Consider the following 17,957-nt stretch of genomic DNA (forward strand, 5'->3'; position numbering starts at 1 on the left):
TAAAGATCGATTGAAACAAACCCAATAACCAAAGGAATAATCTTTTTAAGTCTTCCTGTCATTTTAATTTGTCCCTCTTAATTCTCTAACACCAAACTGGTTTTCTAAAATATCGCTGCTTCTTATCGATAAAAATCGTTTATTAACTTCTGAAGGAATGATATTTACGTCACCAATTTTTTGTGCCATTTCCAGCTTAAGGACATCTTGTAGTTTTAACGCAATAACTAAGCTGTACTCTTTATTTTCCACATCACCGGCATCGTCTTCACCTTCCCCCTTAACGACTTGAAGGATACGAGCGTTACTGATGATAATCTTACTAACTAAATGACCAAAATCTCTATAACCTGACTCAATTAAATTTGACTTGGACGATGTCGTTGAAACAAAACTTACTTTATCACCAGGATTTAAATCAAATGACTGAACAACACCAATTCCTGTCGCTTCGTAAAGATATGGTAATTCATCTTTTTTAAGTGAAAGATACATATAATCACTGTCTTTTGGTGTTGATATCATATCTTTGCTTAAATATGTACCTGAGCTAATATCTTTTCTAAAAATTGCTTTTGGGCTTAGTTTATTTCTTTCTGCTTCTATATAATTAAACCCTTTCAACTCAGATTGTTTAAGCTCACGAGTCATAATAATGCCTTGAGATAAAAATTGAGATTTCTTAACATCCATTTTAACGACATAAATCGACACTAATGGATCTTCTATAGCCTCATCCTTAGGCAAGTCATTTGAAGAAAAGTAATTATTCGCAATAAAAAAAAGAGTAGTAAATATGACAAGTGCAACAAGAATCAATGTGATAATTCTATTCATGACCGATCCAATTGCTTCATTAAATAGGGGCTTTCGCCCCTTGATTAGAGACTATTAGCTACTAGGTGTACTAGTACCACCCGTATCAGTACCACCCGGTTCAGTACCACCCGCATTACTACCACCCGTACCATCAGCAGCGTCCAGAGTACTTTCAACCTGTGCTAGCGCTCGTTCAATACCACCTCTTAATGAAGTGCTATTAAAAGCTGCTAATACAATGCCAGACATCACTACTGCAATAATTGCATATTCAACTGCAGTAACACCACGAATATCATCTCTGAATTTTGTTTTCCATTCCGAAAACTTAGCTAAAGTTTTATAATACATAATTTCCTCGTTTTACATTTTCAAGCAAACACATTTACTTATTGGCGATAATAAAATAACTTAAGTACCAGTTGCTATCCAATTATTGTTTATTATGTCAGTATAATTGTTTTTTATTATTACATTTCTCATAAGAAATAATTATGTGCAAATTAGTATTAACACGGTTGAATTAAAAAATCTTGCCATTAGACTCAAAGGCATGAAAGCTCAAATATTGTTCTATTTACCGTTTTTCATGTCGAATTTATTCGTCACAGCTTTTATTTGTTGGTCTGACGGTACACAACGTAAAATATCAAATCGTATAAACAAAACTGTTTTATTTACAAATGCAGTTGCAGCTCTTTGTTATGGATTTATATGGGATTCTGTCCCTTTTGCTGTTGGCGGGTTTGTTATTTTATTATTACTCTGGCTTTTAGGAGTATTTGGTGCGGGCGACGTAAAATTATTGAGTGCATTTCTCGTAGGTATTAAACCCGACTTACTATTTCCAGCCTTAATTATGATCGGGCTTTTAGGTGGAGTGCAACTTGTTGTTATGACAATATGGTATAAAAGCAAAAAGCTACCTATGTTTGAAAATGGCATCCCATACGGGATACCAATCTCATTAAGCTGTTTTGTTTTTGCTACTTTATCTGCACTATCGTCATGAACTTTGGTGTTAATGAATATGGAAAAGCAGCTTTAAGAATCTGTGACGTACGGACCGCACATTTGGTGGATTTTATTTTTAATGCCCAACTCATCGATCTCCTGAGAGATCTCATCACTACACCATACATACATGTTGACACGTTGACGTAGCGAAAGCTTGGTACATTCCGAGCTACGCACGGACCAATCTGGACAGACTAGAATTGTGCCTGGTGTATCTAATTCGCTTTTCATTAATCTTGAAGAGCTTGTAGTTACCCAACTTGATACATAACTAAAATCTATATTTCGCTCAGTTAGAAGCTCTTGAACATAAGATTTTGTCAGCGTGTTGCAATAAACAATACGCGTTGGATAGCATTCATAAGGATCAACAAAATTGGAATGTGCTATCACGTAATTAGATGTATGTAATTGATATGATTTACCATGTTCTTCTGGCATTCTGTCCATGCTAAAAATCAAATCAAATTGTTGAGCTTCTAAACATTGGTTTGATCCAAAACTTGTAAAAGCTAAATCTGTGTTGTTTAACACTCTAAATTCATTAACTACCCTTTCGACAAGATCCGGACAAAAAGAATCTGCAATTGCTATATTGAACTGATCTCTTATTTCTACACGTTCGAGGTCTTCAAAAAGTTTTTCATACATTGACATTGTTCTATCAGCATATTCTAATAGAACTTGCCCATGTTTTGTTAATCCAAATCCTTCCTTTCGTTCAAAAATACTGGCCCCGATTAAAGATTCAATTTTTTTTATGTGCTGAGAAACTGCTGGCTGTGTCATAAATAAAGATTCTGCAGCAGCAGTAAAACTTTTATGCTTAGCAACTTGGGAAAAGGTCCTTAAATATTTTGCATCGATGACTCTATTCATTGTTTTCATGGCAGCGACTTACCTCGATGTTGCTCATTTTTGTTTATTTTTATTATTCATTAGTAATTTGGCATCAAAGTAACAATACGTCATAACAGTTACAAAAAAATATTCGTTATACACGCATAAGAATTACTTATAAGGCAACGTATTAATGCGTACAAATAGTTGCTTATGTTAGCCATATCCCCAAATACCATAAGGTTTCTTTGAGTGATTTAACTATATCTAACATTGCGTACGAATAACTGTGAGCATAAAACACCCATGGTCATTTTTGGAATGGATGTCACACTATAGATTAATATCAATGACATAGAGCATTACAAAACTCTAATTTTTAAGATTTATTATCATAATTGCAATAATTGTGTGATTTGCAACCAAGGTAAATTTATAAAAAAAAGAATATTTACACACGGACTGTACAAAAAGTAAGCAAAATAACAAGAGTGATTGGAAGCAAAGTCAACATTATGAAGTTTTATATTTACAAAGTAACTAAATGTTTCAAACGAGACCTGAGTTCAAAATTGATAATAATTTATTTACATCTTCTATATGTATTTAGAGTTATTAATGGGAATTTACATTTCCCTGTATTTTGCGGATTCTTGTTTTAAGAATAGAAATGCAATTTTTAGAAGGAAAAGTTACCTACCAAATTCAAGTCTTAATCTCCGGTGATACTCCTTTTATATTGATATAGTCTGAGTGATATCTTTGGTTATAACAAAATGATATTTAGTTGAATCATTGGTCTAAGCTCTTTTTGAAAACTTAACTAAATAAATTATGTTTTTAACAGGTCGTTTAATGTCTTTAAATTAGCGTAATTACTCTAATTTAAGCCTTGGCTTTGTTTTAAACATGCGTTTAACAACGTCTCATGAAATCGAGTAGCCGTGTTAAGTATTTATCAACACAAAATCTATTTTGTATGAGTCATTTTGGGGAGTAGCATCGTTTTAAAGGAGTCTTCCTAGATTGATATCAATTTTTTGCTTCTGCTATTTGTTCGTCTAGGTTTAAAACCGTTAATGCATTACTGACACTTGTTGCGATAACATCGATAGCTCCAGTACGCAACGCACCTAACAATGCTAGCGGTTTGCTGTTTTCTGCTGCGATAGCAATTACTTCAGATATTGGTCTGAACTCTTCGATACCCAATCCAATAACACGGTCACTCATTACGGTGTCAGCGGCATTCCCATAGATATCAAAGAAGTCGTAACCCGCGAAATCCCCCACTACCCCCTGTTGTAATCGTGATTGAACTACTTCATCTGCAGTGAACCAGCCTAAGTCGACCATATAACTGTTTTCACTCATGTCACCAATGCCGATAAGTGCAACATCTGACTTTCTAGCCAAGTCTAAGGTTTGTTTAACGGTCGCATTTTGCATAAAGGCCAATTTTTGTGCTCTATTTTCTGCATATGCCGGCGCATATAAGGTTTCTGAATTACCACCATACTTTTTTGCGAATTGGCGACAAATATGGTCAGCATTAAACATCCCTCCACGTGGATGAATACCACCTATTCCGCATACAAACTTACAATCTCTGGGCGTGATCACACCGACATGATGAGCGACAGCTGATACGTTACGCCCCTGACCTACAGTCACAACCATCCCATTTTTTAACGATGAATCGAGATAACTTGATACAAGACCAGCCACTTGTCTTCTTTGTTGTTCTTCATTTGGCTGATCTAATGCAATCAATGCACGCCTCACACCAAACCGCTCAATGAGTCTTTGTTCTATCTTTGCACTAAAAACAGGGTGATATTTTACGGTGATCTCAACGATGCCTTCATCACGAGCTTGTTTTAACATGCGTCCGACTTTTGCACGAGAAATCGCAAATTTCTTTGATATCTCTTCTTGAGTGGCCCCATCTTGATAATACGCAACAGCTATCTCAGTGAGTACATCTGTATTTTCCAAAGAAGTGTCTGAATGTGAGTTGCTCATAAAATAAATCTCTAGGCTTGCATTTCGGCTTTATTTTGGATGTTTGAGCATCCGCTCATTGCCTAAGCATATGCTACCCCCTAAGTATAATGCAACATTTGCTCAAGGCCATTACACATTCTCAGCATTATATTTTCTCTTTGAAGCGCTAGTCTGAAGCCTTGCAAAACAAGGAAAACGTTTACTTTTTCCAAATACCGTTTGTCGTATAAAAAAATGGTGATTTAGGTCACTTAACCTCACGATTTTGGATTGACTTTCATATTGGTTCAGATAAATATGGATACATCATTTACTCACCTATTGAACATATGTTCATGACATCTGTTTAATAGGACAGAGATTTTTGTTAGTTAATGTCTACCTGCGCATATACTTGCAGTTGATTAACAGCTAACCCGCTTGCAAATGAGCTACTTTGTTTAATCAAACAAAGGACAAGCTCAAGAAATAGGATGATCGGAATGAGCAACAAATTAGAGCAACTTCGTAAACTAACGACTGTAGTAGCTGACACTGGTGAAATTGATGCAATCAAGAAATACCAACCAGAAGATGCAACGACTAACCCTTCGCTAATCCTGAAAGCAGCTCAAATCGAAGAGTATGCACCTCTAATCGATGCTTCAATTGAATACGCTAAAGCGCAAAGTGACGACAAAGCACAACAAGTACAAGACACTTGTGACATGCTAGCGGTAAACATCGGTAAAGAAATCCTAAAAACTATCCCTGGCCGTATCTCTACTGAGGTAGATGCTCGTCTATCTTACGATATGGAAGGCAGCGTAGCGAAAGCACGTCAACTAGTTAAAATGTACAACGATGCAGGTATCACTAACGATCGCATCCTTATCAAACTGGCTTCTACTTGGGAAGGTATCCGCGCAGCTGAAATCCTAGAGAAAGAAGGCATCAACTGTAACCTTACTCTACTATTCTCATTCGCTCAGGCTCGTGCTTGTGCAGAAGCTGGCGTATTCCTAATCTCTCCATTCGTTGGTCGTATCATGGACTGGTACAAAGCGAAAGAAGGTCGTGACTTCGAAGCTCAAGAAGATCCAGGCGTACTATCTGTAACTAGCATCTACAACTACTACAAAGAGTACGGCTACAACACTGTAGTAATGGGCGCAAGCTTCCGTAACATCGGTGAGATCCTAGAGCTTGCTGGTTGTGACCGTCTAACTATCGCTCCTGCACTTCTTGCTGAACTAGAAGCAGCTGAAGGTGAAGTAGTTGAGAAGCTAGTTGACTCTAAAGGTGCTAAAGAGCGCCCTGCTGCAATGACTCACGCTGAGTTCCTATGGGACCACAACCAAGACGCTATGGCAGTTGAGAAGCTTGCAGAAGGTATCCGCAACTTCGCAGTTGACCAAGGCAAACTTGAAGCAATGATTGAAGCTAAGCTTTAATCAACAGAATTTCTAGAGGGGAACGTTTGCGTTCCCCTCTTAACATCCTTTCTAAGAAACAATCTATTAATCGGTATTTATTATGGATCGTAAAAATCTAGCTAATGCTATCCGCGCTCTAAGCATGGACGGTGTACAACAAGCAAACTCTGGCCACCCTGGCGCACCAATGGGTATGGCTGACATCGCTGAAGTTCTTTGGCGCTCTCACCTAAACCACAACCCTTCAAACCCAGAGTGGGCTGACCGCGACCGTTTCGTACTTTCAAACGGCCACGGCTCTATGCTGATTTACTCTCTGCTGCACCTAGCAGGCTACGAGCTTTCAATCGACGATCTGAAAAACTTCCGTCAACTACACTCTAAGACTCCAGGTCACCCAGAGTACGGTTACGCACCAGGTATCGAGACAACAACAGGTCCTCTAGGTCAAGGTATCACTAACGCTGTTGGTATGGCGCTAGCTGAAAAGACTCTTGCTGCACAGTTCAACAAAGAAGGCCACGACATCGTTGACCACTTCACTTATGCATTCATGGGTGATGGCTGTCTGATGGAAGGTATCTCTCACGAAGCATGTTCACTAGCGGGTACACTAGGTCTTGGTAAGCTGATCGCTTTCTGGGATGACAACGGTATCTCTATCGACGGTGAAGTTGAAGGTTGGTTCTCTGACGATACACCTAAGCGTTTTGAAGCGTACGGCTGGCACGTAATCCCAGCAGTAGACGGTCACGACGCTGAAGCGATCAACGCAGCAATTATTGCGGCTAAAGCTGACCCGCGCCCTACTCTAATCTGTACTAAAACTATCATCGGTTTTGGTTCACCTAACAAGTCTGGTTCACACGACTGTCACGGTGCACCACTAGGCGCTGAAGAAATTGCAGCTACACGTAAAGAGTTAGGTTGGGAGTACGGTCCTTTTGAAATTCCGCAAGATGTCTACGCGCAGTGGGACGCGAAAGAAGCAGGCGCAGCTAAGGAAGCAGCGTGGAACGAGAAACTTGCAGCTTATGAAGCAGCATATCCAGAGCTTGCAGCAGAATTCAAACGCCGCGTAAACGGTGAGCTACCAGCACAGTGGGAACAGAAAGCAAGCGCAATCATTGCTGACCTTCAAGCTAACCCAGCAAACATCGCATCACGTAAAGCGTCTCAAAATGCTCTAGAAGCGTTCGGTGCTATGCTACCAGAATTCCTAGGCGGCTCTGCTGACCTTGCACCGTCTAACCTAACCATGTGGTCTGGCTCTAAGTCAGTATCTGCTGAAGATGCGTCTGGTAACTACATCCATTACGGTGTACGTGAATTCGGTATGACAGCTATCATGAACGGTATTGCACTACACGGTGGTTTTGTACCATACGGTGCAACTTTCCTAATGTTCATGGAATACGCACGTAACGCAATGCGCATGGCTGCTCTGATGAAAGTTCAGAACATCCAAGTGTACACTCACGATTCTATCGGTCTTGGCGAAGATGGCCCAACTCACCAACCAGTTGAGCAAATGGCATCGCTACGTCTAACTCCAAACATGAGCACATGGCGTCCATGTGACCAAGTTGAGTCTGCAGTCGCTTGGAAACTGGCAATCGAGCGTAAAGACGGCCCAACGTCTCTAATCTTCTCTCGTCAAAACCTTGCACAGCAAGAGCGTAACGAAGAGCAAGTTGCAAACATCGCTCGCGGTGGTTACATCCTGAAAGATTGTGAAGGCAAACCAGAGCTTATCCTTATCGCAACAGGTTCTGAAGTTGAGCTAGCGGTTAACGCTGCGGCTGAACTGACAGCTGAAGGTAAGAAAGTACGCGTTGTTTCTATGCCAGCAACTGACGCATTCGATAAGCAAGACGCAGAATACCGTGAGTCTGTACTTCCATCAGACGTTACAGCTCGTATCGCTGTTGAAGCTGGCATCGCTGACTTCTGGTACAAGTACGTAGGCTTTGGTGGCAAGATCATCGGTATGACAACGTTCGGTGAATCTGCTCCAGCAGGCGAACTGTTCAAGATGTTCGGTTTCACAATTGAAAACGTAGTGAACACAGCGAAAGAGCTTCTTGCTTAAACATGCATAAAACAAAAAGCCACTTACTAAGTAAGTGGCTTTTTTATATTTCATTAAGCATATTTTCAGTAAACAACGATATAAAACGACATTAATGTTAATTAACCGCCAGCGAGTTTAACTGTAAATCCTTTCTTCTCGAGCAACGCTTTAATTTTATCTCTGGCGTCACCCTGGATCTCGATAGTCCCATCTTTGACAGAACCTCCGCAGCCACACACCTTTTTCAATTCAGCTGCTAAAAGTTTCAGTGGTGCATCGTCCATATCTAAACCTGATATGATACATACCCCCTTGCCTTTACGTCCCTTAGTTTGGCGTTGAATTCTCACAACACCATCACCTTTAGGGCGTGAAACTTTTTCTTCTTCCGGTTTAATACGGCCAATTTCAGTTGAATATACGAGCGTCATGACAATTACTTCTTAGGTTGCTGGGCTGCTTTTTTCTGAGCCAGCAAGTATGCCTCGATATGTTTCTGAATTGCAAGTTTTCCGCCTTTAAGCAGACGACCATTAAAGAAGCAATACCAGGCGTTCGCCTCGCCAGTGTCATTCTTAAGGGTGAATCCAGCAAAGGATTCTTGAGCCGGTTGTCCACTTTGCTCACGCTTTGCTGCTAAAGAACTAAACTCTTTTGGGTCTATGATCGTTGCCGTATCACAAAACCAATCGATACTCTTCTTTACCGCAGCCATACTTCCTGTTAGCACGTGATTTTTTATTTGGACTTGCCAAGTGTCTGTGGTGTTACCAGCAGTTTTGAGGTTAAAACCTCTATAAGTTGCGACAGCCATAAAAATAATAATCAATGTAAGCAATTATTTCTTAATAATAATTGTATATCGGTCGTAATCAAGTAAATTAGTAGTATTACTTTCTGTTATAGTGCGTATAAATGACTAAAAGTGTTTCCGCAGTCACAGATCAAGAGACCCTAAAACAAGCGCTTACATATTTTCGCCTACCTGTCACTCGTGAACAATTCGTCCAACTAGTCGGTAATCACTACTCTGATAACTCTATTCTTGCATTAACAAAAGATTGGAATTTATTTCTTAACTTTTGTTCGATCAATATGGTCATGCCTCTACCCGCTTCAGCAACAGCGGTAAGACTTTTTATAGAGCGACAAAGTGAACAAAGAAAATATGCGACACTCAGGCGTTACAATGTAACCATTAGTGTCGTTCATCGAGTATTCAACTTAGCTGATCCAACTGCAACAGCAACCGTGCAAAAATCACTCGCTCAACTACGTGTTAAGAAATCGGGTGATGCGCGACCAACAACGGCTTTTGACCGGTCTCATTTGGTTAAGCTTCAGTCGTTGCTATCGACATCGAGTAAACTCACTGATATTCGTAATTTAGCATTATACTTTGTTATGTTTGAATGTGCTCTCAAGCGTTCAGAACTCAAAAATTTGAAAAGACAAAACGCAGTACTCTCGAACGGTCGATATGTCATTCACGTAAAAGAACAACAGTATGCTCTTTCGAAGGACGCAAGTACTCATCTTAGTAAGTGGTTGTCTCATCGTATAGCTAAAACTTCCCCTTTGTTTTCTGCAATCGACAAACACGGGAATATCAATAAACAACCGCTTAATGATTCTTCAATTTATCGAATCCTAAATTCAGCTAGCAAAAAGCTAAATTTGGATGTTTCTTTTTCAGGTCAGTCGCTAAGAGTTGGAGCGGTGAGAGAATTGTCTAAGCAAGGAAAGAAAGTGGCCGACATTCAAAAGCATGGCCGTTGGCTCAGCCCCGTGATGCCCTATCAATATTTAGGTGACAAAACACGATCAGAGGCTGAGATGGTCAAATACAAACGTTTTAAGGCATGGGATTAGAAAGCTTCGTTAACACAACTAGCTAAAAACTCACTAAACTTATGGCCATTATGCTCTAACATTTGTGGGAACATGGATATCGGTGTCATTCCAGGGAATGTATTCACTTCGTTTAAGTAAATATCACCATCCACTGTTAGAAAGAAATCTATACGAGATAAGTGTCGTAACTTCATTTGTTCAAACACTCTTCTAGAATAATTTTGGATTAAGTCGATCTGCGTTTCTGTTAAGCCTTTTGCTTCAACATCAGTTTCTGAATGGCTGTCTGAGCTGTACTTCTCTTCGTACGTATAAAATTGGTCTTCAGGTGCAATCACTTCACCAGGTTTACTGATGTGGAGCTCACCGTTGATTTCATATGCCGCGACTTCTAACTCTCTTGGCTTTACCGCTTTCTCCACAAGCACTTGGTCTGAATAGCCAAACGCAGCGTTAACAGCCTGCTCTAACTCGTTTTCGTCAGTTACTTTATAACATCCAACTGAAGAACCTTGGCATGCTGCTTTAACAAAAACATGTCCCCATTTTCGCATCGCACTTTTAGTTAATTCATGTGCATCTGGTGTGTTTTGGGATAGAAAAACGTAGGGTGTATTCGGAATACCAATTGCGTCATACCATAGTTTTGACGTGATTTTGTTGAAGCTATTGGTACTCGCTTCTGCGCCACAACCCAAATAAGGAATTCCGGCTAACTCAAGCATTGATTGAATGTCACCAGTTTCCCCCGGGAAACCATGGATACAAGGAACAACAAAGTCAATTTTTATACTGGAGTCATTCGTATTTAATGTTGCTGTATTTGTGTCTAAATAAACCAGTTCGTTGGACTCAGTAAACCAGCCATCTTTTTTCATTTCAACGCGAACAACATTAAAATCAGGCGTTAATTGCAGCTGAGATTGAATAAAGTTTGCCGAAACCAATGAAACCTCATGTTCGGATGAACCTCCGCCACAAAGTAATAAAATTGTCTTGTTAGTCATTTAAGAAATCTTTCCGTGATAAACAGATAGAAACAGTTGAGGTATGATAATCAATTCAACAGAAAGTTACACGGTTTTACCCGCTTTAACGAAGAAAATCAGACTTAACTGATGATTTGTTGGACATAAAAAAAGGGGCTAGTGCCCCTTTTCAAATTAATTGAGTTTATTCAGAGTTGGATACTCTGAATTCTTGATGGAATCAATACTCTTCACAAAAGGTTTCAGGCCTCTAAACTCCGAAGGTAGTTGTGCGATTGCCTTCTTAGCTTCTGCTCGAGTTGCATAATCGCCATAAAGAACGGTATACCACTTAGTGCCGTTAACAAGCTTGTAGTTTTCCCAAATTGGTTGTCCGTCACGAGGAAGTTTTCGAGCAAACTGATCAACTTTGACCTGAGTACCAACCGCCACAACTTGGATAGTAAACCCAAAACGTGGGTTCATTGCTTTTTGCTTTGCGGTCGGTGGCGTAATAGCCACTGCAGGCTTAGCTTGTGGTTGGATCTTAACAACCTGCTTTTCGTGAGTTGGAGAAAGTTTAACTACATTGATATCTACATTATCTTCGGTGATACCGTTTGTCATTCCATCCTGAGAAACGACCGGCTCTTGAACCGTAGCAACTGTATATTCTTCCTTGTAACTTTCCGTAGTAACATCAGTGATGTATTCGTCAGAGACACAAGCCGATAGCAAAACTGATAAACCAACAATTGCAATTTTTTTCATGAATTATTCAAATGCCTTAAGTAGAAATTACTGTAAATCATGCCGTTAGAGTGACTTAGAATCAAGCCAACTACGTAATTATATACCATTACACTGTGACCTATTACACAAACTAAGAGCCCGATGCAAATACGGCTGCAAAGCATACAGGTGAATCACAGCAATATTATATGAAGTTCATTAAACTATATGCTATCTGCATCATTGGAAAAGATAAATGAGCAACCTCAAGCATTTTTTAAAACCTAGTTCAGTCGCGGTAATTGGAGCATCCACACAAGCTTTCAGAGCTGGGCATATTGTAATGAAAAACTTATTACAAGGTGGTTTTGACGGAGCCATCATGCCTGTGTCGCCAAAGTATCCTTCTGTCTGCGGTGTACTTGCTTACCCGGATATCAAATCCCTCCCAGTTATTCCAGACATTGCCATATTATGTACTCACGCGTCGCGTAATGAGGAAATATTTAAAGAGCTGGCAGAAAAAAAAGTAAAATCCGCGATTGTTTTATCTGCTGATATGCACCTTGCGAATGATGAAGGAGAAAGCATACAACAAGCTTGCCTATCTATTGCTAAGTCCGCGGGTATCCGTCTTCTTGGTCCCAATAGTTTAGGGTTGATCCTTCCTTGGCTTAATTTTAATGCTTCTTTCTCTCCGGTAACTGCTCAAAAAGGAAACATCGCATTCATTTCTCAATCAGCGGCTGTTTGCACCACGATTTTGGATTGGGCTAATGACAAAAATATCGGATTCTCCGCCTTCATATCACTTGGTAATGCACTTGATATTGATTTTGCAGACTTACTCGACTGCTTGAGTACAGATAGTCATACTGATGCCATACTTCTCTACGTTGATACGATCAAAGATGCCAGACGTTTTATGTCTGCTGCGCGGGCTGCATCTCGAAATCGAAGAATTCTCGTCTTAAAAGGTGGCAGAACGGTTGCAGGTAGGAAAGCAGCGCAAGCACATACTGGCGGTGACGATACATTAGATATTATTTACGACTCAGCCATTCGACGAACCGGAATGTTGCGTGTAAATAACTCACACGAGCTGTTTGCCGCTGTTGAAACACTCACACACTCAGTTCCTTTACGTGGAGAAAGGCTCGCTGTGATCACCAACGGTGGAGGCCCTGCAATAATGGCGGTAGACACCTTGTTAGAGCGTGGAGGAAAGCTTGCTGAGATCGATGATACATTATGCTCCACTTTAGATTCGATTCTTCCGCCAAGTTGGAGCCGTAACAACCCTATTGATATGGTTGGTGATGCTGACCACGTTCGTTATATCAAAACACTTAATGCACTAATGGATAGCGATTGTGCCGATGCGATACTGATCATGCACAGTCCTTCAGCCGTCGCAGAATCCGAAAAAACAGCCAAAGAGATTGTTGCCGCGATAAAGGCCCACCCAAGGCACAAGCGATTCAACATTCTAACCAATTGGTCCGGTGAACTAACAGCTAAGCCAGCAAGATTGATTTTCACACAAGCAGGCATTCCAACGTATCGAACCCCCGAAAGTGCTGTTGTTGCATTCATGCACTTGGTGGAATACAGACGAAATCAAAAACAATTGATGGAAACCCCTACTACCGCTGAGCCAGTGCATGTTAACGAGTTGGAAACGGCAAAAAAATGGATTCAAGACAAATTACTGGATAAAAACACAGTGACGCTAGATACACACCAAATTGGTCACTTTTTAAAACACTTCAATTTCAACGTACTTCCCACATGGATCGCGTCAGACTCTAGTGAAGCAGTACATGTCGCGGAACAAATTGGTTATCCAGTCGCAGTAAAGCTACGTTCACCAGACATCGCGCATAAGTCTGATGTTCAAGGTGTCATGTTGAACCTACGCAACAGCCATGAAGTCGCTAGTGCATCTCAAGCAATTTTAGATCGAGTCCAACTCTCCTATCCTTCTGCAAATGTTCATGGTTTGTTAGTGCAAGGTATGGCCAAACTTGCTGGCGGAGAAGAAATAAGAGTTAAAGTTAAAAACGATAAAACATTCGGGCCCGTCATTTTGCTCGGACAAGGAGGCTCTGAGTGGGATGAAAGCATTGACGCGGCCTCAGCATTACCTCCTTTAAATATGGCTCTCGCCCGTTACTTAGTTGTGCGTGCTATTAAAAGTGGCAAGATCCGGCCACAAAAACTGCCAGAGCCGATGGATATTTCGGGTTTGTCGGAATTCCTAGTCCGAGTGTCTCAAATGGTGGTTGATTGCCCTGAAGTTCATGAGCTGGATATACATCCAGTATTATCAAGTGGCAAAGAATTTATCATTTTAGATGCAGACTTAACGTTAACAACATATCAAGGCGATGCCCAAGAGCGGCTTGCAATTCGGCCTTATCCAGTAGAGCACGAACAACAAATTACTCTACGTGACAATACTTCTGTTTTACTTCGCCCTATTCTTCCTGAAGACGAACCTTTACACGCTGAGTTTATTCACAACGTTTCTAAGGAAGATTTATATAAGCGTTTTTTCACCGACGTCGGTGAATTTAATCATGAAGCATTGGCAAATTTGACACAAATTGATTATGACCGGGAAATGGCTTTTGTTGCCGTTTCCAACCAAGACGGTCACCCTGCCATTATTGGCGTTGCTCGCGCATTGATAAATCCAGAAAATACAGATGCAGAGTTCGCTATACTCATCCGTTCCGATCTAAAAGGGAATGGCCTTGGGCGAGTTCTAATGGAAAAAATCATTGATTACTGCAGGTCAAAAGGAACAGTGCAAATGTCTGGCATGACCATGCCTAATAACCGAGGCATGCTTACTTTGGCTCAAAAGATGGGGTTTCAGCTCGATATCCAATTCGAAGATGGCGTAGCAGATATGGTGCTACCACTTCAAATTTAAAAAGTGGCTCAAATGAGCCACTTTCTTAGGTTCTATAAATAGTGACTACTTGAGTTTCCAGTGTTTTTTAAGATACTGAATACACCAAGATTTAGCCTCACCAATTTTGTTTCGCTTCCACGCTAAAATAATCTCAACATGTTGAGGTTCTGTTCCAGCAATTAGACGAAGTTTTCCTTCTTGGATCAATGGGTCAGCAATCTGCTTAGGTAACGTTCCTATACCTAGCCCGCCAATTAAAGCCTCTAATTTAGCGTGAAAGTTAGTTACCGTTAGACGCGGCTGCTTCTGGAGGATATTGACGCTTAAAGCGGGTTGATCTCGCGCAGTGTCCGCAATCGCAATTACGCGGTATTTTTCTCTGGCTTCAGTATTAAATTCACCTTTGCGATTGTGGATATAGTGATCTGTTGAGGCGACCCATACCATCGACATCTTCCCTATCACTTCTGTTTTTACATCAATTGGCAATGATTCCATTCGAGGACAAACCAAAAGATCAGCTCGACCATCCTCCAAAGCTTCCCAACACCCTGCTAATATTTCTTCCTGTAATCGGATACGAGTGGAGCTTACACTGCCCATTTCATTAACTAGAGGAAAGAAATTGTCTACAGGTATGATGCCATCAAAGGCGATGGTTAAATCCAACTCCCATCCATTGGCTAACACACTCGCATCATTAACAAGTTTCTCAGTTGCACCAAGTATTGCCCGTCCCCGCTCTAGAATCAGCTGGCCAGCATCTGTCAATACGGCTTTGTGTCCAGAGCGATCGAAAATTGTAATATCCAAGTCTTGTTCAAGCTTTTGGATTTGATAACTGAGGGAAGACGGCGCTCTATCCAGTTCAGCTGCAGCGGCTGCAAAGCTACCTCTCCTATCGATGGAGTCCAGAATATAAAGCGCCTCTAGCGTAATTGGGCTTTGCAAAACAACATCCTTTTATTGTTATCTCTTGTTTCAGTAGTAATAACATAGATTTGTAGCTAGGAATACAAAAAGGCCAGACCAAGTCTGACCTTTTGTATGGAGCGTGATTTAAACTTTAAATTGCCCTAATAGCTGCCGGATCTGCATACCGATACTTGTCAAATGTTCAGCAGAAGCAGTCGTTTCTTCAGATTGAACCAAGGTTTTCTCTGAAATATCCGACATGTTGTTCACATTCACACTGACCTCGTCAGCCGCTGTTGCTTGTTGACTTGCTGCCGTTGAAATCAGGCCAATTGAGTCATTGATTTGCTCTACAAAACCAGCAATAGATGTCAATGATTGCTCTGCTGAATGTACTTGTTCAGCTGTGGTCTCAGTATTATTTCGACTCTTAACCATTGCTTGACTTGCTGATTCGGATCGCTGTTGCAAACTCACAATAATATTTTGAATTTCTTCAGTGGATTCTTGAGTCCTTGAGGCTAAAGAACGAACTTCATCGGCAACAACCGCGAAACCACGACCTTGTTCACCAGCTCGCGCTGCTTCAATAGCCGCATTCAATGCGAGTAAGTTAGTTTGTTCCGCGATACTTCGAATTACATCTAGCACTGTCCCAATTTGCTCACTGTCTGCTCGAACTTGTTCAACCGTTTCACTTGCTTCATTGATTTGCTGGGTTAAGTTCTGCATTGACTGTGTGGCTTCTAAAACAACCTTTGTCCCTTGAATCGTGCTATCTGATGTGGAGCGAGAAAGCTCAGCCGCCTGTTGCGCACTACCACTAACCTCTTGCGCACTCGCTGACATTTGCGTCATAGCAGAAGCTGCAATATGAGCCTGAGATTGTTGTTCTCGCACTTCTGTTTGTGTATTGGTCGCTTTGGATGTGAGCTCTTGAGCAGAGTGAAGCATGCTCTCCGATGCTTGATTAAGCTTTTCAATCGTTCCTTGAAGCTTGTCAGCAAAAGTATTGTAGTTTTGAGCCAGCATCGCGAGTTCATCACTACCAGCGACAGGAATTCGGATCGTAAGGTCGCCTTCCCCTTCAGCAATATCTTTTAATACTGCATTAGTACTCGTGAGCTTACTAACAATCGCTTTTGTTACCACCATCGATAAAATAATGCCAAAGATGACCGCCGCTCCGGCAATCGTCATGAGCATAGAAGAGGCTTGCTCAGTATTTGCCTCTGCATGCTGAGCTGCTTCTTCCATAGAGGTTGAAATTGAAGCACGCAGATCAGCAATTAACTGCGCGGTTTCCGGACCGATTGTATCGAGAATCTTAATCCCTGCATTTCTGTCATAAATCATTTGAGAGACACTATTAGCGGCAAGCTCATACTGGTTTAGCAGTTGGCTCGATTCTTCTGTAAGCTTTCTACGGGTTGGGTTTTCTAGCGTCGCCAGCAATTCTGAGATCTCTGCTTTTGAATCGTTAAACTCTTTATTAAATCGTTCAACTTGTGCTGGCTGATTTTCAACTAAGAACTTCGATACGTATAAACGTGCTAGCAACATCGAACGCAAGGCTCTCCCAGCATGATACGCTGCAATAACGTCGCCATCTTTTTTGGCAGATTGCATTACCTGCGTTAAACGCTTTTCTATCTGTGGACCATTGATATTAAGCGTTCCGTTTACCAACTCATTTCTTGTATTCATGTTCGCCACAACAACATTCATGAACGTATCCAAGTAGGTCGATTTTTTTGCACTAATGGTTTCGAGTAATTTCACGCGTGACGGGTTTTGGATATTGTCGAATGCAGCGTTCATATCCTTCGTCCAGTGATCGGATTGCGCCTGAAATTTATCTACAAACTTTGAATCACCCGTTTTGATAAAGTTCTTAACGGTCAATCTTAAACCGTAAACACTGTCAGTTAACTCCGCGGCCAGTTCAGTATCTGGTGCTAAATCGAATGAAATTTTGTTCATGTCATCTGATAAGCTATAGAGTAACCGTGAGCTCAGTACTGTTATCACAATCAAAATAATGATCAACACGGCAGGAGATATCGACAGCTTCTTCGAAACAGAAATATTGTCCAGCTTCATAAACTAAGTCCCTATTAATGAGAATTTTATTACTCAACCTAATACTTAAGTTAGCAAACAAGTCTATAAATGAAAGAAAATATCGATAAATTATGTAGATGTGTGGACAGAAACAGGAGCAACAAAAAAAGCCAAACATGAAGTTTGACCTTTATCTCAGCATAGTTAGCTAATTTCAAATTATATTCATCAAAAATGTTTGTAAAAAGAACGAAATGAATATTATTTTGAGTTTGCCATCTCTTTTTTAACCATTACTGCTGCTGCAACAATAAAAGCGATGATGAGTG

Annotated in this window: 15 protein-coding genes; 5 read left to right on the forward strand and 10 right to left on the reverse strand. The window is 40.7% G+C overall.

The features are described 5' to 3' along the window. Positions 1-63: 63 nt before the first annotated feature. Positions 64-837, reverse strand: a complete 774-nt coding sequence (locus ACQEXU_RS02880; RefSeq protein ID WP_427009602.1) for a pilus assembly protein CpaB — start codon at positions 835-837, stop codon at positions 64-66. Between the two features lie 54 nt (positions 838-891). Beyond that, positions 892-1,170: a Flp family type IVb pilin gene (locus tag ACQEXU_RS02885; protein WP_427009603.1), complete on the reverse strand. Its 279-nt coding sequence runs from the start codon at positions 1,168-1,170 to the stop codon at positions 892-894. Between the two features lie 145 nt (positions 1,171-1,315). Between ACQEXU_RS02885 and ACQEXU_RS02890 the strand changes: the two genes are divergently transcribed. Then, on the forward strand, positions 1,316-1,831 hold the full coding sequence (locus ACQEXU_RS02890) for an A24 family peptidase (protein ID WP_427009604.1): 516 nt from the start codon (positions 1,316-1,318) through the stop codon (positions 1,829-1,831). Positions 1,832-1,863: 32 nt separating this feature from the next. Here ACQEXU_RS02890 and ACQEXU_RS02895 read toward each other — a convergent pair whose 3' ends face one another. Next, positions 1,864-2,724, reverse strand: a complete 861-nt coding sequence (locus ACQEXU_RS02895) for a LysR family transcriptional regulator (RefSeq protein ID WP_427009605.1) — start codon at positions 2,722-2,724, stop codon at positions 1,864-1,866. A 984-nt stretch (positions 2,725-3,708) separates the two neighbouring features. Continuing rightward, entirely contained in the window at positions 3,709-4,701 is a 993-nt protein-coding gene (locus ACQEXU_RS02900) for a sugar-binding transcriptional regulator (protein ID WP_427009606.1), read from the reverse strand. A gap of 464 nt (positions 4,702-5,165) precedes the next feature. On the opposite strand from ACQEXU_RS02900, the gene tal reads away from it, so the two are divergent. Both tal and tkt read left to right on the forward strand, forming a co-directional pair. After that, positions 5,166-6,116, forward strand: a complete 951-nt coding sequence (tal, locus tag ACQEXU_RS02905; protein ID WP_427009607.1) for a transaldolase — start codon at positions 5,166-5,168, stop codon at positions 6,114-6,116. A gap of 82 nt (positions 6,117-6,198) precedes the next feature. After that, on the forward strand, positions 6,199-8,190 hold the full coding sequence (tkt, locus tag ACQEXU_RS02910) for a transketolase (protein ID WP_427009608.1): 1,992 nt from the start codon (positions 6,199-6,201) through the stop codon (positions 8,188-8,190). A gap of 101 nt (positions 8,191-8,291) precedes the next feature. Here the strand turns inward: tkt and yciH are convergent, their stop codons facing one another. Beyond that, positions 8,292-8,603, reverse strand: coding sequence for a stress response translation initiation inhibitor YciH (gene yciH, locus ACQEXU_RS02915; protein ID WP_367989785.1), 312 nt, complete (start codon positions 8,601-8,603; stop codon positions 8,292-8,294). Positions 8,604-8,608: 5 nt separating this feature from the next. Beyond that, on the reverse strand, positions 8,609-8,986 hold the full coding sequence (locus ACQEXU_RS02920; protein WP_367990727.1) for a DUF3319 domain-containing protein: 378 nt from the start codon (positions 8,984-8,986) through the stop codon (positions 8,609-8,611). A gap of 101 nt (positions 8,987-9,087) precedes the next feature. On the opposite strand from ACQEXU_RS02920, the gene ACQEXU_RS02925 reads away from it, so the two are divergent. Continuing rightward, positions 9,088-10,044 carry a tyrosine-type recombinase/integrase gene (locus ACQEXU_RS02925; RefSeq protein ID WP_427009609.1) on the forward strand — a complete coding sequence of 319 codons (957 nt, stop codon included), beginning with the start codon at positions 9,088-9,090 and terminating at the stop codon, positions 10,042-10,044. Here ACQEXU_RS02925 and ACQEXU_RS02930 read toward each other — a convergent pair. Next, positions 10,041-11,033 (reverse strand): D-alanine--D-alanine ligase, encoded by a 993-nt coding sequence (locus ACQEXU_RS02930; protein WP_427009610.1) that lies wholly within the window; start codon positions 11,031-11,033, stop codon positions 10,041-10,043. The two genes, ACQEXU_RS02925 and ACQEXU_RS02930, sit on opposite strands and share 4 nt — an antisense overlap. Positions 11,034-11,189: 156 nt before the next feature. Then, positions 11,190-11,765 (reverse strand): SPOR domain-containing protein, encoded by a 576-nt coding sequence (locus ACQEXU_RS02935; RefSeq protein WP_367989781.1) that lies wholly within the window; start codon positions 11,763-11,765, stop codon positions 11,190-11,192. A gap of 217 nt (positions 11,766-11,982) precedes the next feature. On the opposite strand from ACQEXU_RS02935, the gene ACQEXU_RS02940 reads away from it, so the two are divergent. Then, on the forward strand, positions 11,983-14,667 hold the full coding sequence (locus ACQEXU_RS02940) for a GNAT family N-acetyltransferase (RefSeq protein WP_427009611.1): 2,685 nt from the start codon (positions 11,983-11,985) through the stop codon (positions 14,665-14,667). A 45-nt stretch (positions 14,668-14,712) separates the two neighbouring features. On the opposite strand, the gene ACQEXU_RS02945 is transcribed toward ACQEXU_RS02940, so the two are convergent. Then, entirely contained in the window at positions 14,713-15,600 is an 888-nt protein-coding gene (locus ACQEXU_RS02945) for a LysR family transcriptional regulator (protein ID WP_427009612.1), read from the reverse strand. Between the two features lie 108 nt (positions 15,601-15,708). Beyond that, positions 15,709-17,667: a methyl-accepting chemotaxis protein gene (locus ACQEXU_RS02950; protein ID WP_427009613.1), complete on the reverse strand. Its 1,959-nt coding sequence runs from the start codon at positions 17,665-17,667 to the stop codon at positions 15,709-15,711. Positions 17,668-17,957 lie beyond the last annotated feature (290 nt).

Source organism: Vibrio sp. TRT 21S02, assembly GCF_050113675.1.
Classification (GTDB): domain Bacteria; phylum Pseudomonadota; class Gammaproteobacteria; order Enterobacterales; family Vibrionaceae; genus Vibrio.

Excerpts from the sequence above, each read along its gene's own strand:
- ACQEXU_RS02935 (WP_367989781.1), bottom strand. The coding sequence starts at position 11,765 with ATGAAAAAAATTGCAATTGTTGGTTTATCAGTTTTGCTATCGGCTTGT.
- ACQEXU_RS02895 (WP_427009605.1), bottom strand. The coding sequence starts at position 2,724 with ATGAAAACAATGAATAGAGTCATCGATGCAAAATATTTAAGGACCTTT.
- yciH (WP_367989785.1), bottom strand. The coding sequence starts at position 8,603 with ATGACGCTCGTATATTCAACTGAAATTGGCCGTATTAAACCGGAAGAA.
- tkt (WP_427009608.1), top strand. The coding sequence starts at position 6,199 with ATGGATCGTAAAAATCTAGCTAATGCTATCCGCGCTCTAAGCATGGAC.
- ACQEXU_RS02925 (WP_427009609.1), top strand. The coding sequence starts at position 9,088 with ATGACTAAAAGTGTTTCCGCAGTCACAGATCAAGAGACCCTAAAACAA.
- ACQEXU_RS02930 (WP_427009610.1), bottom strand. The coding sequence starts at position 11,033 with ATGACTAACAAGACAATTTTATTACTTTGTGGCGGAGGTTCATCCGAA.
- ACQEXU_RS02920 (WP_367990727.1), bottom strand. The coding sequence starts at position 8,986 with ATGGCTGTCGCAACTTATAGAGGTTTTAACCTCAAAACTGCTGGTAAC.
- ACQEXU_RS02900 (WP_427009606.1), bottom strand. The coding sequence starts at position 4,701 with ATGAGCAACTCACATTCAGACACTTCTTTGGAAAATACAGATGTACTC.
- ACQEXU_RS02950 (WP_427009613.1), bottom strand. The coding sequence starts at position 17,667 with ATGAAGCTGGACAATATTTCTGTTTCGAAGAAGCTGTCGATATCTCCT.
- ACQEXU_RS02880 (WP_427009602.1), bottom strand. The coding sequence starts at position 837 with ATGAATAGAATTATCACATTGATTCTTGTTGCACTTGTCATATTTACT.
- ACQEXU_RS02885 (WP_427009603.1), bottom strand. The coding sequence starts at position 1,170 with ATGTATTATAAAACTTTAGCTAAGTTTTCGGAATGGAAAACAAAATTC.
- ACQEXU_RS02940 (WP_427009611.1), top strand. The coding sequence starts at position 11,983 with ATGAGCAACCTCAAGCATTTTTTAAAACCTAGTTCAGTCGCGGTAATT.
- tal (WP_427009607.1), top strand. The coding sequence starts at position 5,166 with ATGAGCAACAAATTAGAGCAACTTCGTAAACTAACGACTGTAGTAGCT.